The following is a 13,902-nucleotide window of genomic DNA, read 5'->3' on the forward strand; positions in this document are numbered from 1 at the left end:
GTAATATGGTAACAAAATTCAAAAGCTATCTCGCCAAGACGAACTTGGCAAAGAACACCGTTACATCGTATGTGTGGACGGTACAGTATTTCCTCGGTCATTATGGGGAAGTGAACAAAAAGAACCTCTTGGCATACAAAGGGTATCTGGTGGAGAACTTCAAGCCACAAACGGTAAATCTACGATTGCAGGGCATCAACAAGTATCTGGAGTTTACGAAACAGGAGAAACTGAAGGTAAAGTTCGTCAAAGTGCAACAAAAGAACTTTTTGGAGAACGTAATCAGCGATGCCGATTATAAATTTCTGAAAACTCGATTAAAAGCTGACGGTTACGATGAATGGTACTTTGTCGTATGGTTTATGGCTGCTACCGGATCACGTGTCAGCGAACTGCTCCATATCAAAGCGGAGCATGTGCAGGTCGGACATCTTGACCTTTATAGCAAAGGTGGGAAAATACGTCGCTTATACATTCCAAAGAACTTGCGTATAGAAGCTGCGAAGTGGCTCAAAGAAAAAGGTATTGTTTCAGGCTATATATTCCTAAATCGATTCGGGCAGCGTATCACCACGCGTGGTATAGCTCAACAACTGAAACATTTTGCCGTAAAATACGGAATGAATAAGGAGGTGGTTTATCCTCATTCATTCCGTCATCGTTTCGCCAAGAACTTTCTTGACCGTTTCAACGACCTTGCCCTACTTGCCGACCTTATGGGGCACGAGAGCATCGAAACCACTCGTATCTATCTCCGCAGAACTGCCAGCGAGCAGCAGAAAATCGTGGATAAAGTCGTGAATTGGTAAAGTCGCATCAGCAACTTAGAAGTGTATTCGTTTACACTTCTAAGGCTTTTTGAATGTCATCAAGGGAAGAGAAAAGCTCCTCTATCTTTTGAACGATGTGTTGTTGTTCAGTAAGAGGTGGTAAAGGAAAGAGCCAATCGTCAATATTCCCTTTATTTATAGATGGAGAATTGTCCCCTTTCATAAACATATTTAGCCCGTTTACAACATAATCAGAAATCATGAGGTAGTAGCAATAATTGGGCTGCAACACTTCTTTTATAGGACTGCACACGTAAAAACCGGTTGATGCTATACAGCCATCAATCTCTATTTTAGCAATGTTTCGCAAATAAGGACGCACCATAGAGAATACAATATCTCCTTTCTGTGTATAACGACTTGCCCGACTTGGAGCATTGGCAGTCTTTATATTTTTTAATTCTTTGATGATTTGATGTTTATTATCAATAGAATCAATGTCAACATACAAAAACTCTTCATTGCTTGGCTTTACTGATTTCATTGGCAAAAAGATATATTTACCTTTTATCCAACACCAATTGTGTGGTAACTTCCTACTATGCCCATTATCACAAGGTGTGAAGTCGGGATTTATGCGTTTCAACAATTCAATAGCAGGCTCATCATTTGGGTCTTGGGGTACGAGTTTGCCATGAATAGCGAGGTCAAGGATTTTACTTTTGATGTGAATGATTAGGGTTTGCAGATTTGCGATATTATTTTCCATCGTATCGACAAATTCAAACCATTTATCAACCTCTTGAACGATTCTTACCTGTTCAGCTAATGGAGGGATGGGTATGTAAAAATTCTTAAGAACATCAAATGGTGGGATATTTTTGATAGCAGTACCTTTACTTTCTTTATAAGCTTCTTCTTTTAGGATATAATCAAAATAAAGTAAATAGAAACTTTCAATATTACGATTGAATAATCTAATGAGCATTAAGGCTTGATTGATAATACCCTTATCTGGATTATCCGATAGAACTAAGGATTCACCAATAGTACCAGCGCAACTTACTATAATGTCATTCGGTTGAACAGCAAAACCAATAAGCGACTGATACTTTTCTTCAGTTATATAATATGATCCTAAATGTTCCTCCTTTTGAATAGCGTTTTTTTGTTCATAAACTTTATATGTATCATTACCTTTAGGGACAAACATTGCTTTGGTCAAGCTGCTTCCAAATGGTCCTTTTTTGTAAAAGGCTAAATCATCCAGTTTACACCATTCCCACCCATTCGGCACCTCAAACGGCACATTCTCATAATGGGGCGTATCGGAAAGAATAAGGAGAGGAATAATCCCCTCCTTAGCTTTAAACTAGGTATTAGACATTCAAATCTTTCATCGGCAATCCATAATTGTTTTGGTCGAAAAGTCCTTTATGGATAAGTTTCAAACCGAGTGTCTGATAATACTTGTAGTCATCGCTTTCAGTGCAGAGGTGTTTGTAACCGTAGCGTGGCATGTACTCCTTGAAGAAACGAGCCAAGTCTTTCAGGCTTTCGGCTTGGTTTTTCTTGAAGTTGCAGCGAACGATGATGATAGACCAGTCGGGGAAGTTGCCCACGCCATTGCTGTATTCCCAGAAGCGAATGTAGCAGTCTAAATCACGCTCATGGATATCCACGCAAAAGCCGTTGGCGTTTTGCATCACGCTACAACTGTTTTTGTAGCCGAACTTCTCACACAAGTAGAGATTGAAATCAAGAATTAAATCGTTTTGTAACATAAATAATTGAATTTAAAAAGTTAATAAATAGTGAATTATAAACGAAAGCCTCGCATGCGCTTAGCCTTTTTCTTTTTCATTAAGCGATTGAACTCTGCTTCTTCTGCGGCAGTGGCATCGTAGGATGGGTTGCCGTTTAGCAAACCAAGACTGATGCTTGAACCATTATCGGAATGGGATACGCTTTGCTGCACTTCTTCATCTTTATGCGTGAATCCTTGTTTGGGGTATTCAAATGAAGACTCACAAGCATTCTGTTCCAATCGGTTGTCGATATTCAAGTAGCTGAACTCCCGGCTGACTTTTGAACCAGAGAAGGAAAATCCGTTGTACTCAAACTTGACTCCCTGTATTTCTCGTGTAGTCCGACTGACCTTGAATTTCATATAAATGTCTCGGTCGGCAAGCGCATCCTTCAAGTCAGTCCAATTTTGTACTTTGGGCAGTTCCTCTTTCAATGCTTTGTATATCTCATGTTTTGCCCGGTCGTATGGGCGCAAGCGTTCCTCCTTGATATGGTCTTTCCCGTTGGCAAAGTGCAATCGGTATTTTGCCGTTAGCATCTTACATGCTTTCTCATTCCTGCGGAAGTCGTTCTTATCGCTAATCGTCTTACCGTCATTATCCACCCGATTGAAAACGATGTGGCAATGCGGATGCTCACGGTCGATATGTCGGGCGATGATGTATTGCGTGTTTTGAATACCCATCAATCTCATGTAGTCGTGGGCGATTTGCAACATCAACGCATCATCAGCCTTCAAGCGTTCACAATCTTCCGGTGAGAAGTTGAGCGAAGTGTGCCCGACAATATTCTTTACCTTATCATTGAGCAACGATTGTAATTCAAATTGCTCTGCCATTTGTTCTGGTGTGCCTTCCACTCCAATAGCTTCCAACAGTTTGGATTTCTCCTCTTTGAGGACATATCGGACACAGCCACCGAACGATGTTCCTTTAGTCTGCTTACCTATCATCTTTCAGTTGCTTTATGAGTTGGCTAATACGCTGCGCTATGTCCTCGCATCTTTTGGCAACGGCAAAAAATCCGTAGGTGTTTGCCTGCTTCGCCAACTGGTTGAGGTTGGTACTTTCTCCTATCAATTGACGGATGATGTGGATATGCTCTTGTGTGATTCGTTCACATACCGTCCCATTCTCAATGAGGGAACGGATGACTGCGCTTTGTGTCTGCTTACTCCGTCTGCAAAGCGCACCGAGCCATGCGAATTGGCTGTGTGACAGCCGAAGTGTTATCGTATGATTCTTTTCCATTTTTGGATTGTTTTTAGTGAATAATTTGTGACCATCGGGAGCCGCCTCCTCAGACTTTTTGAGGAGCAAGTGGTCGGGAATGTAATACACCGACATTAACTTGCTACAGTAAAAAAGTCTCGATTCCTCTCCCTTTGTTCAAAGTCTGAATCCTCTTTTCTTTGGTGGTGAAACCTTCGGTTGAGGGATGCCTCGTTGTATGCTGACGAGTCTCAAATCGAATGTTTCTATCAGTGTTTTCAAGTTTGGATTCCTCTTGACCATTTGCTGGAGTACGGCTTCATCGGGGCGCATCTTCAACAGATAATCGGCTATATCGTACCCCTCTTTCCGTTCGCTTTCGGTTGCTTTGGCTTCCAGATAATCGAACAGTTGCACATCAATTCCGTAGCTTTTCATTAATCCAATTTTGCTTCGCCAATAGTCGGTCGCTCCCAAATCGGGGAATAACACAACGCTTCTTCCTGCCAGAACGGATAGGCTGTTGGCATTGAAGCAACCGTTCTTTCCACCAGACGCAATCCATAAAAATTGAGGTAGGTAGTAGGATGCGATGATAGCGGTTTTCTCGCTTTCGACCAGTGCAACAGGACGGCTTTTGTCTTCTGGAATCAGATGTTCACCGAAGAAGCATTGCTTCAAATTATAATCGCCCTTGTGCAGTACGGAGTGTACCCATGTAACATGATTGTACGGTTCTTTTACTCGTTTGCCCGTTTCTGGATTGTAAAGCATTATCTTGCCTGTACGGGCTCTATTCTGATAATCCATTTGCCAAAATACAGTTGCACCATCCCAATGCCTGGAAGTACCGACTTTGTATTTCTCCATCAGCTTCAATGTCTCCGCATCTCCGAATTGAGTCGATAGAAATTGAAAAAGTTTGTTGGATGGATAACCACGTAATGATTGATTGATTATTTCCAAATCAATGTAGGAAGTAGCTTTCGGCTGGGGGGCATTAACAGGCATATAGCTCCGAAAGTTATCCTCAGACAACTTTTCTTTCTCAGATGGGTTTTGCTCAAAGTATTCACGAGGCGTGAAATGATAACCACATTTTTGCTCGTGGTCGCAACGACCAACGTAATCAGGGAACTGGATTTGTTTTTCCGTGTCGATGTACTTGGAAAAACATCTTTTACGGTGACAGTTCGGGCAAGTATGCCGTGTGCTGACACCTTTGTAGGGCTCTAATATGAATCTATGTGTACTCATTGTATATATCTTTTTTATATGTGTCACTTTTGTCGTTATTGTCGTTTTCGCTTGGAAAGTGTCAAAACCGACAAAAATGTCACGGGTTAATCTTTGTATATTCTCCATGCTTCTCTTTGCGGAACAATGTCCCGATGTTGTCATTGAGAAAGCGTTGAAATGTTCGCTCCTTCATTCCGTTATGCTCAGCTATCTGTAAAGCTTGGGCGGTGGTAAAGGATGGAGGCAGCAGATTGACTATCGCCTGTTGTTGGCTGTTGAGGGCATTCTCATTCAGAATATTTTGTACGCTCAATGCGGATTCTTTGAAATATTCCGTCAGTTTGATGGCTCTCTCCACAGTCAGGAGGTCGATATATGCCTTGTCGCACTCTCCGCAAGTCCATCGTGCCAATTGAATAATCAGACAAAAGCGGATGATGTATATCTCCAATTTGCAATAGATACTTACGATGGTGTCGTTCATTTCCCGGTCGCACAACTCTGAGAAATGGTGTTGCCACTCATAAAGCCGTTTCTTTGCATCCTCTGAGAAGAGAAGAATTTGCGGTTCAATCTCGCCATGTTCATTGAGCTTGCACTCCGATTGTATCAGCCTATCAATGATGGTATTCCATTCTTGCTCTATATCTTCCGGCAACTCTTTGTCATTCCATCGTGCCTTCTGTTGCAGATTGGGCATTACAAACAGGATGCGGTCGATAAACCCGTTGCTGGAGCGTTCGCCTTTAGCCAACTCGTTCAAGATTTTCTTTTGGATAGTACCAATGACCGATATATACGGTCGCTTGATGAAGATGGAACTCTTCGCATTTTTACAGTCGGATATGGTTGTCTTGGCACTGAATACAGAGAGCCAGAACTGTTCTTCCGAACCGTTGTTGTAGCGATTGAAGTTCTTGAACCAAGCGGATAATTCATCAGCCCACAAGCATAATCCACGTTTGTTTTGCGCATGAATAAGGCTTAATCCTTCGGGCGTTACGTCAGAAACCAAGAAGCGTTTGCGGATAGGCTCTTGAGGAAAATGTTCTCCACCGCTTTCCGCACGTTCCTTGCGGCTCATGCTCATTAACTCATCGTACTTTGCAAGGGCTTTTTCAAATTCCTGATTTTGTCGGTAGTCATAATCAAGAAACGGCTTCATCGCAAAACTGAGCGGATGGCTTTTGTTCGCTCCCGGTCGTCCGATTAATGCCATATACAGGATAGGGCTTTCCTGCCAACCTTGTTTGATTTGGGCAAGGTGCGTGTTACCTATACCGACTGCTATTGCCGTCAGGATGGCTGCGGCAATGTAGTCGGTGGGGTAGTTATGGCATTCGTGTACCTCACGGATGATGCGTTGGATTTTCGTTGGGAATATGCTGATAGGGAATGTTGTACCAGACAATCTTGTGCTTAAATCAATTGCTTCATCAATGATGGATGCCGGATTAATAGAATATGTATCCATAGCCCAATCCATTAAAATTGCACTGATGATTTGGGCTTATGACGTACACCACTTTGCATATTGGCAAGCATCTCCTCGTATGTCTGCTCGGAAGTCTTTCTCCGTCCGTTCTCAATCCAAGCAAGAAGTTCGTCTTCATAGAAATAGAGTTTCTTGCCTTTCTTGTAAGCTGGGAGTAGTCCTTTGCGCACCAATGTATAAATAGTAGGCTTGGCTTTTCTGATGATACGGCAAGCATCTTCAATTTCTACCAACACATGTTTGTCAGATGGCTGTGGCTGGAGTCCCTCTACCATCTTTTTCAACTCGATGACCTGTTCGGTCAGATAACCTACCGCTTCAGGCAGCTTATCAAATGTTACTGTTTCTTTGTTCATACGTCGCTTGTTTTTAATTGTTCGATGGCAAAGGAAACAGGTGTTTCAATGGTGGAATCATTCACCAAAAGATAACTGATGAATAACTTTTTGGTGGTAATCTGTGGTGATTACAAGCATTTTAAGTACCTTTGCGTAAAATTTGAGCATGGAAAATATTGATAAAGTATATCTTATTAAATGGGTTGGACCATTTTCTTCATATGAGAATTTATATGAATGGGAAAAGAATTCGTTAGATAATAATGCCGATAGCTTCAATTTATACTTACTACAAGGTAAGAGAAAGTACGCACGGAGATATACTTATTATTGTGGACAAACAACACGATGTGTTTATAAAAGGTTGAGAGACAGGAATCATCATTTTCATGAAATTATCCATAGTGATTATTCTATATGGATAGGTAAATTTTCAAACATAATACCTGATAAATCGGATATTAATGTAGCAGAGAAGATTATCACCTCTGAATTAGCGGAGCTTGAACTGGGATATGAAAATATGATGAATGAAACAAATTTTCGTCCTCCTGTTTTCGATGTGTATATTATAAATCAATGGTTCCATCCCAGCAAGAATAAAGAATGGAAGAAAGTCAAAGTTAATTCTCCTGCAAATTATATCCCTGACTTGATGATTTATGATTCTGTTTCAAAGGAGATAAGAGGTACTCGTAGGATTAGAAAGATTGGAATTTTAGATTGATTATTAATCATGCGATTTTTTTATTCAATTTAATCTTGCATTCTGATTCCGTGTGCGACATTTTGCGCTCGATAGTAGATATTTCCGAATCACGGAGAGTATGGGCAAATACCCTTTTTATAAATGTCGCAGTCTGCAAACGTGGTTTACCGAAAGCTTTACCGATATTCCAGCCAAAGTGCATGATGTCAATAGTCCTTAATTGAGAATCAACCTTTATTGGTTCGGTTTTAGGCAGAGAGTCTGATAGGTAATACTCTGTCACATATCTGCATAAGCGATTAAGTCCTGTTTCGTCAAGATAGGAAACTAAAGTTCGTTTCGTGTATGCAATAACCTTATCAAGTTTTTCTTGTGAGGCACGCTCTTTTTCAGCCATTGCATTGGCACGAAGTATCTCGTATTCTGATGGTTGATTGGATTCTTCAATAGGGGTATTATTAATAGTGGAAGGTGGGGCTTCTTCCTTTGGAAGCTCCGCCTTGTCTTCTTCATTGGATTCAGGAAGCGGAGGCATTGAAACTTCTTCTGTTGTGTCAGATGTAGTGTCGCTTCCTATTTCAGGTTCAGAAACGATAAGTTCTGTATTTATGATACTTTCAATAAGTGCGTGGTGCTCTATTGGAGTTTCAACCAACACTGCCTTATTGCGGTAGCACTCAAATTTCATAAAATACTTTTCTATTGTAGGTGAAAGAATTTGACAGAACACCATTTGCAGATTGAAGTAGATAGCTCCCATAATAATGGAGCATATCACGAAAATAAGGTAGCCGCTAAATTCGTCCCAACCATAGTGTAATACGGTTTGACGGGCTAAAGCCCCAATGATGAAGATTGTACTGAAAACAATCAGATGTAAGGTAATATGTTCTATCTTATTCTGCTCCATATTGATATATATTAATCGTTTGTGTGCAAATATATATCATTCGGTGAATAGTAGATGCGTTTTTGGGAAAGTGGCAGCATGATGCGTCGATACCTCGGACAACCTATGCCACTTTTAATGGATTGAAGCCCGAATTTGGTGTGATTTCAAATTCGGGCTTTTGCTATCTGCTTCGGATTAACAATAGAACTTACCTCCTAAATGGACAAAGAATGATACGTTATCCTTTTGTGAGGATTGGACTTTATTTGCTACCAATTTCCTGAATGCTGCGGAATGTCCGGTGTCTATCTGATAAGATAGGGCTATAACCATATCGAGATTATACACATCGGCACTGTTCCCATTTCCCAATTTGATGTACTGACACACTTTATAGTTCCTCAAAATATTGGTTTTCAGGATTCTATTGATAGCTGCGTGGATAGCTCCAGCCGTTGTATAAAACAAGTCGGCAATTTCCCAAGCGGTCATCCATATTTCACCATCGGAGATATGGATGCCTTGTCCATCGTTGGTTATGATTCCTCGTTTCATAGCTATAATTTATTTGAGTGATATTTTATTGGCTGTTTCTCGTTTCTTGGAATTAACCAAATCAGCATATATTTGAGTGGTGGACACGTTCTTATGCGTCAGCATCTTTGATACTGTGTAAATGTCTGTACCTAAGGAAATTTGAATAACTGCGTAGGAGTGCCTAAAGCAATGGAAGGTTATCGACTTCGTTATTCCGGCTTTTTTGAGCCAGTTTTTAAGTGGGTAGTTAATCATGCTCCGCTTCAACCCTTTGAATACTTTGCCTGTGTCGGGCGTACCGCATAGTTCGTAGGCTTCGTAACTGATAGGGAGGGTTGCTTCCGTTTGGGTTTTCTGTGTTCTGATACGCAAGCAATAGCCTTGGTCGGGGGCGATAGTAAAATCTTCCCATTGTAGGTTGAGAATGTCGCTGATGCGTAAGCCTGTCAAACAAGCGAATAAAGAGGCTGCTTTCAGAACGGGAATGTCGCAAGGCGTAGCGGCAAGTTGTTTCACTTCGTCCAGTGTCAGATACTCTTTCTTTACATTTTGCGGTTCAATCTTATCAAGGTAATCATTGATATTCTCTCGAAGCCATTTGTCTCGATAGGCAATCTTTAATAATCCTCTGAAAGTAGAATAGTAGCCGGATGCCGAATTGAGGGATACAGGGCGGTTGCTGTGTTTGAGTTGCTTGGCATTTAGCAAGTATTCACGGAACTTCTTACATAAATCTACATTCACTTCGCCAAAAGTGCATTGACCTTTGACGAAGTTGTAGAAATGCTGATAGACGAATTGCCATTTTTGGTCTTTGTTTCGGCACATTTTTTTGAAGTAGGCAAGGAAGTCGGCTTTCTGTTTGGTTTTATCCAAGAAGCCAAACTCTTCATTGATGAGCGATTGCACTCTGATACAACGGATAGCCTCTGCCTTGTTTAACATGTCGTTGTTGAACTCCCGTTCCATCTCGTTCTTCGGATGGGCATAGATGTAAATGCCAAGGTATTCCCTGCGGCTCATCTGCATCGTTTCGGGGTTACGGACTGCCGGATAATAATCCAGATACAAGGAGATACGATTGTTCCGAATCGCTCTCTGACGAACTGTTACTTTTGTACATGTGTGTGACATACTGTTTAATATTTAGAGTTTTACATTTGTTTGGTGCAAAGGAATATAGTGATTCGATGGTGGGTACATTCACCGCTAAATAACTGTCAATCGAATTATTCTATCTTGGGAGCTTCAAGTAATCTGTCCAATTCGGGTTTGGAGATAAGCGTGTATTTGCCTTTCTTCACCTTGGGGATGTTATGATACTTCGTATAGTGATAGAGTTGGTCACGGGTGAGATTGAATTTCTCCATTGCTTCGGCTACCGTATAATATTGCGGTTCTTCGGGTGCGGCTACACCTTTGGCTATATCAACATGCTTCTTGGAATAGTACACCATGATGCCTTCTTTCTTCTTAGGAATGGCATTCTTGGAAACGAAACAGTAGATAGCGGATAAGGTCATACCGAATTTATCCTGCATTTCTTGTGTGCTATACCATTCGGTAATATCAGGATTCGGGGCTTTCTTGGCAAAGTAAGCGTCTATATGTTTTTTGCTCCAGTAGGTCTTGCCACGATTGAAAGTACGGGGGATGTTGTTTTTCTTGGCTACCGCAAATATCCATGACTCATTTATATGATATTTCTCTTTGACTTCAGCGGTGGTGTAGAAGTCGGTGATAGGAATGGTGTCTTTAGGCTGTCGCTGTTCATAAGGACGAGCTTCTAACATTCGGTCAATATCTTCTTTGCGGATAAATGACAATCTGCTACTAATGCGGAATGCTTGCAGCTTTCTAGCATACACCATTTTATAGATAGCTTGTTTACTTAGCCCTAATAAAATTGCAGTCTCTTTGAATGACAGATATTCTTTGTCCTTAAAATCAGATATTGGTTGTTCACTGATGACCGATTGGACTTTGGTTTCTACTTCTTGTATTCTCTTTTGCCGAACAGCTTCCTTGTATGCAAGATTACTACATCGATGAGAACAAGAACGTGTCGTTAGTTTCTGAGCATAGAATGTTGTGCCACACCATTCACATACCTTTTTGATTTTCATTTTACTCGTTGCCATATTCGTTACTTTTAGAGGTTTTATTTCTCTTGTTATTTCTCCATTTTGTTTAACTATCGTAAATCATAGTCAACCATAGTCAACTTTCTCCACAACCTTTCCGACCTAAAATCGGATAGTAGCAAGCGAGCAACAAATGCGGTACAAAAATGAACTGAAAAAGCCCTATAAACGATAACTATCGCTTATAAGGCTAAAAAGAAAGGCGCTCAAAATGAACGCCTTAATAATCGTTGATGAGATATGCTAATCGTTGGTAATCACCACTTACTTTCCGATGCAAAAATGTTGAAAAATATTATGAAGTACCATATCATTCGTAACCTCACCCGCTATGTCCGAAATGAAGAAGATACACTCTCGTATGTCTTGTGAAAGGAAATCTCCAGAAATCTGCGAATCAAGTCCGTTTTGTACTCGATGAATAGCTTCTAAAGCTTTGTTTAAAGCTTCGTAATGTCTTACATTTGTCACAATAATATCATTCTGTGTCACTGTGGGTAAGTGTGCAGCATTAATAAGCATTTTTTGCAGCTCATTTATATTCTCCCGTTGTTTGGCCGAAATGAAAATAGATTCCGTAGATTCTTGGGGGAAGTCTTTTAATAAAGATAATAAATCCTCTTTCTGTTTGCCTTCAATCAAATCAGCTTTATTGAATACAACAATCAAATGTTTTCCTTCACAGCGTGGAATTATCTTTCTGGATAACTGTTCAATTTGAGAGGCGGCATTCACAGCATCTACCATCCAAAGAACAATCTCTGCCTGACCCAACTTCTGAAAAGTACGCTCAATGCCCAAGCTTTCAATCGTGTCATTGGTTTCCCGGATTCCGGCAGTATCGATGAACCGGAAAGTGATTCCTCCGATGTTGACAGTATCTTCGATCACATCACGCGTTGTCCCGTGGATATCACTGACAATGGCTTTATCCTCATTCAATAATACATTCAGTAAAGTTGATTTTCCAGCATTCGTTTCACCGATGATAGCTACGGGAACACCATTTTTAATGGCATTGCCGACACTGAATGAATGAGCCAACCGAGAAATGACCTGTTCAATTTCTTCTGCCAACTTCCTTAATGCCGAACGATCGGCAAATTCAACATCCTCTTCGCTGAAATCCAATTCCAGCTCAATCATGGAGGTGAAGTTCAACAACTTGTTGCGTAGATCTGTCAGCTCTTTACTGAACCCGCCCCGCATCTGGCTCATTGCCAATCGGTGGGTAGCGGCAGACGAGGAAGCAATCAAGTCCGCCACAGCTTCTGCCTGGCTTAAATCCATCTTTCCATTGAGGAAAGCACGTTGCGTATATTCTCCCGGTCGGGCCATGCGGCAACCATTTTTAATAAGCAACTGCATCACCTGTTGAAGAATATAAGCAGAACCATGACACGTGATTTCCGTACTGTCTTCTCCCGTATATGAATGAGGAGCGCGAAAAAGGCTGACGAGTACTTCGTCAATAATCTCGTCTCCGTCATAAATACGTCCGAATATCAAAGTATATGGCTTCTGTTCGCTCAATAATTTGCCCGCCTTGGCAGGCTTGAAGATGCTGCCGGTGATAGAAATAGCTTCCGGACCGGAAACGCGGATGCTTCCGATAGCACCGCCTTGAGCGGTAGCGATAGCGCAGATAGTGTCTTGATTCATTATTTTTCTTTTTTGGATGAGCAAAGATAATAATTGCAATTTAATTCTTCTGAATGTAGAGTTATATTCTATCAAGTACTGTCTTAATCAGCGTATCGATTGTATTCTTATATCCGGTATTGGCTTCTTTGATAAGTCGGTTGGCTATTACCATGCAGACGGTCATAGCTTTATGTCCCATCAACCGGCTAAGTCCTGCTAAAGCCGAACTTTCCATTTCGAAGTTGGTAATTTTGTACCCTTTATATTCGAATGTTTCAATCTTATCATTCTGTTTCGGATCTGCTAGCGGGATACGGAGTTCACGTCCTTGAGGGCCGAAGAAACCTCCGGCGGCGATTGTCACTCCGCGTACCATGTCATCTTTGGCGATCCGGTCAATCAAGTCTTCATTGGCATCGATGACGTAAGGAGCAGGGGCGCACATATTTCCCGACCAACCCATGTGATGGAGGAAAGCACGTTCGAATGGTAAATCGCATACGGCATTACGTCCGGCATAGAAATTCAGTAACCCGTCAAAACCGATGGACTTTTGTGAACAGACAAAAGTGCCGACAGGGGTATTGGGCTGCAGACCGCCACATGTGCCGATACGTACTAATTCCAGTTGGCGGGGCTGCTCCTTTTCTTCACGGGTGGTAAAGTCGATATTGGCAAGTGCGTCCAATTCATTCATTACGATGTCGATGTTATCGCAACCGATTCCGGTGGAGACTACCGTAATCCGTTTACCTTTATAAGTACCCGTGACGGTCTTGAATTCGCGGCTTTCCACTTCACATTCTTTGTTTTCGAAATGAGAAGCTACGAGTGCTACACGTCCGGGGTCACCTACCAGAATTACTTTGTCTGCCAGCCATTCGGGCTTTACGTGAAGATGGAATACTGAACCGTCTTCATTGATTATCAATTCAGAGGATGGAAAGTACTTTTTCATGTTATTGAAGGGTTTTAGTTTTATAATTGGGGTTGCATCTATAATTTATAATAGGGCTATATTTATAAATAAAAACGCCGGAACCGGATTTAAGTTCAGGAGAGGCCTCTATCTTTTTCTTTTGGAAAAGTGGAGTACATCTTGCAACTGAAATGA

General features: G+C 41.3%; 15 protein-coding genes. 2 read left to right on the forward strand and 13 right to left on the reverse strand.

What is annotated here, in order from left to right:
* Positions 1–5 precede the first annotated feature (5 nt).
* A complete protein-coding gene (locus AB9N12_RS18780) occupies positions 6–809 on the forward strand; it encodes a tyrosine-type recombinase/integrase (protein WP_369893602.1) in 804 nt (267 codons plus the stop codon).
* A gap of 31 nt (positions 810–840) precedes the next feature.
* Here the strand turns inward: AB9N12_RS18780 and AB9N12_RS18785 are convergent, their stop codons facing one another.
* The 7 genes from AB9N12_RS18785 to AB9N12_RS18815 all read right to left on the reverse strand — a co-directional run bounded on the left by AB9N12_RS18785 (position 841) and on the right by AB9N12_RS18815 (position 6,880).
* Complete coding sequence (locus AB9N12_RS18785) at positions 841–2,067, reverse strand: restriction endonuclease subunit S (RefSeq protein WP_369893603.1); 1,227 nt, start codon at positions 2,065–2,067, stop codon at positions 841–843.
* An 82-nt stretch (positions 2,068–2,149) separates the two neighbouring features.
* Entirely contained in the window at positions 2,150–2,554 is a 405-nt protein-coding gene (locus AB9N12_RS18790; protein WP_369893604.1) for a hypothetical protein, read from the reverse strand.
* A gap of 35 nt (positions 2,555–2,589) precedes the next feature.
* The gene (locus AB9N12_RS18795) at positions 2,590–3,531 is read right to left on the reverse strand and encodes a relaxase/mobilization nuclease domain-containing protein (protein ID WP_369893605.1); all 942 of its coding nucleotides are present in this window, start codon (positions 3,529–3,531) and stop codon (positions 2,590–2,592) included.
* Positions 3,521–3,829: a MobC family plasmid mobilization relaxosome protein gene (locus tag AB9N12_RS18800; RefSeq protein ID WP_369893606.1), complete on the reverse strand. Its 309-nt coding sequence runs from the start codon at positions 3,827–3,829 to the stop codon at positions 3,521–3,523. Before AB9N12_RS18800 ends, AB9N12_RS18795 begins: the two co-directional genes overlap by 11 nt.
* Positions 3,830–3,967: 138 nt before the next feature.
* Positions 3,968–5,047, reverse strand: a complete 1,080-nt coding sequence (locus AB9N12_RS18805; RefSeq protein ID WP_369893607.1) for a DUF6371 domain-containing protein — start codon at positions 5,045–5,047, stop codon at positions 3,968–3,970.
* Positions 5,048–5,126: 79 nt separating this feature from the next.
* A complete protein-coding gene (locus tag AB9N12_RS18810) occupies positions 5,127–6,503 on the reverse strand; it encodes a DUF3987 domain-containing protein (RefSeq protein WP_369893608.1) in 1,377 nt (458 codons plus the stop codon).
* Between the two features lie 11 nt (positions 6,504–6,514).
* A complete protein-coding gene (locus tag AB9N12_RS18815; RefSeq protein WP_369893609.1) occupies positions 6,515–6,880 on the reverse strand; it encodes a helix-turn-helix domain-containing protein in 366 nt (121 codons plus the stop codon).
* Positions 6,881–7,028: 148 nt separating this feature from the next.
* Here AB9N12_RS18815 and AB9N12_RS18820 point away from each other — a divergent pair, with 148 nt between their 5' ends.
* On the forward strand, positions 7,029–7,589 hold the full coding sequence (locus AB9N12_RS18820; protein WP_369893610.1) for a hypothetical protein: 561 nt from the start codon (positions 7,029–7,031) through the stop codon (positions 7,587–7,589).
* A gap of 7 nt (positions 7,590–7,596) precedes the next feature.
* Here AB9N12_RS18820 and AB9N12_RS18825 read toward each other — a convergent pair whose 3' ends face one another.
* The 6 genes from AB9N12_RS18825 to AB9N12_RS18850 all read right to left on the reverse strand — a co-directional run bounded on the left by AB9N12_RS18825 (position 7,597) and on the right by AB9N12_RS18850 (position 13,746).
* On the reverse strand, positions 7,597–8,481 hold the full coding sequence (locus tag AB9N12_RS18825; protein ID WP_369893611.1) for a mobilization protein: 885 nt from the start codon (positions 8,479–8,481) through the stop codon (positions 7,597–7,599).
* A 177-nt stretch (positions 8,482–8,658) separates the two neighbouring features.
* A complete protein-coding gene (locus AB9N12_RS18830; protein ID WP_369893612.1) occupies positions 8,659–9,018 on the reverse strand; it encodes a lipofamily protein in 360 nt (119 codons plus the stop codon).
* 9 nt (positions 9,019–9,027) lie between these two features.
* Entirely contained in the window at positions 9,028–10,134 is a 1,107-nt protein-coding gene (locus AB9N12_RS18835) for a site-specific integrase (RefSeq protein ID WP_369893613.1), read from the reverse strand.
* Between the two features lie 95 nt (positions 10,135–10,229).
* Positions 10,230–11,141: a helix-turn-helix domain-containing protein gene (locus AB9N12_RS18840; RefSeq protein WP_369893614.1), complete on the reverse strand. Its 912-nt coding sequence runs from the start codon at positions 11,139–11,141 to the stop codon at positions 10,230–10,232.
* A 267-nt stretch (positions 11,142–11,408) separates the two neighbouring features.
* Positions 11,409–12,806: a tRNA uridine-5-carboxymethylaminomethyl(34) synthesis GTPase MnmE gene (gene mnmE, locus AB9N12_RS18845; RefSeq protein WP_369893615.1), complete on the reverse strand. Its 1,398-nt coding sequence runs from the start codon at positions 12,804–12,806 to the stop codon at positions 11,409–11,411.
* A gap of 61 nt (positions 12,807–12,867) precedes the next feature.
* Positions 12,868–13,746, reverse strand: coding sequence for a nucleoside phosphorylase (locus AB9N12_RS18850; protein WP_369893616.1), 879 nt, complete (start codon positions 13,744–13,746; stop codon positions 12,868–12,870).
* Positions 13,747–13,902: the final 156 nt, after the last annotated feature.

The sequence above is a fragment of the Bacteroides sp. AN502(2024) genome (genome assembly GCF_041227145.1).
GTDB lineage: Bacteria > Bacteroidota > Bacteroidia > Bacteroidales > Bacteroidaceae > Bacteroides.

What these genes read in the sequence shown, in the direction of transcription:
- AB9N12_RS18780 (WP_369893602.1), top strand. Translation starts at nt 6, where the DNA reads ATGGTAACAAAATTCAAAAGCTATCTCGCCAAGACGAACTTGGCAAAG.
- AB9N12_RS18790 (WP_369893604.1), bottom strand. Translation starts at nt 2,554, where the DNA reads ATGTTACAAAACGATTTAATTCTTGATTTCAATCTCTACTTGTGTGAG.
- AB9N12_RS18795 (WP_369893605.1), bottom strand. Translation starts at nt 3,531, where the DNA reads ATGATAGGTAAGCAGACTAAAGGAACATCGTTCGGTGGCTGTGTCCGA.
- AB9N12_RS18800 (WP_369893606.1), bottom strand. Translation starts at nt 3,829, where the DNA reads ATGGAAAAGAATCATACGATAACACTTCGGCTGTCACACAGCCAATTC.
- AB9N12_RS18805 (WP_369893607.1), bottom strand. Translation starts at nt 5,047, where the DNA reads ATGAGTACACATAGATTCATATTAGAGCCCTACAAAGGTGTCAGCACA.
- AB9N12_RS18810 (WP_369893608.1), bottom strand. Translation starts at nt 6,503, where the DNA reads ATGGATACATATTCTATTAATCCGGCATCCATCATTGATGAAGCAATT.
- AB9N12_RS18815 (WP_369893609.1), bottom strand. Translation starts at nt 6,880, where the DNA reads ATGAACAAAGAAACAGTAACATTTGATAAGCTGCCTGAAGCGGTAGGT.
- AB9N12_RS18820 (WP_369893610.1), top strand. Translation starts at nt 7,029, where the DNA reads ATGGAAAATATTGATAAAGTATATCTTATTAAATGGGTTGGACCATTT.
- AB9N12_RS18825 (WP_369893611.1), bottom strand. Translation starts at nt 8,481, where the DNA reads ATGGAGCAGAATAAGATAGAACATATTACCTTACATCTGATTGTTTTC.
- AB9N12_RS18830 (WP_369893612.1), bottom strand. Translation starts at nt 9,018, where the DNA reads ATGAAACGAGGAATCATAACCAACGATGGACAAGGCATCCATATCTCC.
- AB9N12_RS18835 (WP_369893613.1), bottom strand. Translation starts at nt 10,134, where the DNA reads ATGTCACACACATGTACAAAAGTAACAGTTCGTCAGAGAGCGATTCGG.
- AB9N12_RS18840 (WP_369893614.1), bottom strand. Translation starts at nt 11,141, where the DNA reads ATGGCAACGAGTAAAATGAAAATCAAAAAGGTATGTGAATGGTGTGGC.
- mnmE (WP_369893615.1), bottom strand. Translation starts at nt 12,806, where the DNA reads ATGAATCAAGACACTATCTGCGCTATCGCTACCGCTCAAGGCGGTGCT.
- AB9N12_RS18850 (WP_369893616.1), bottom strand. Translation starts at nt 13,746, where the DNA reads ATGAAAAAGTACTTTCCATCCTCTGAATTGATAATCAATGAAGACGGT.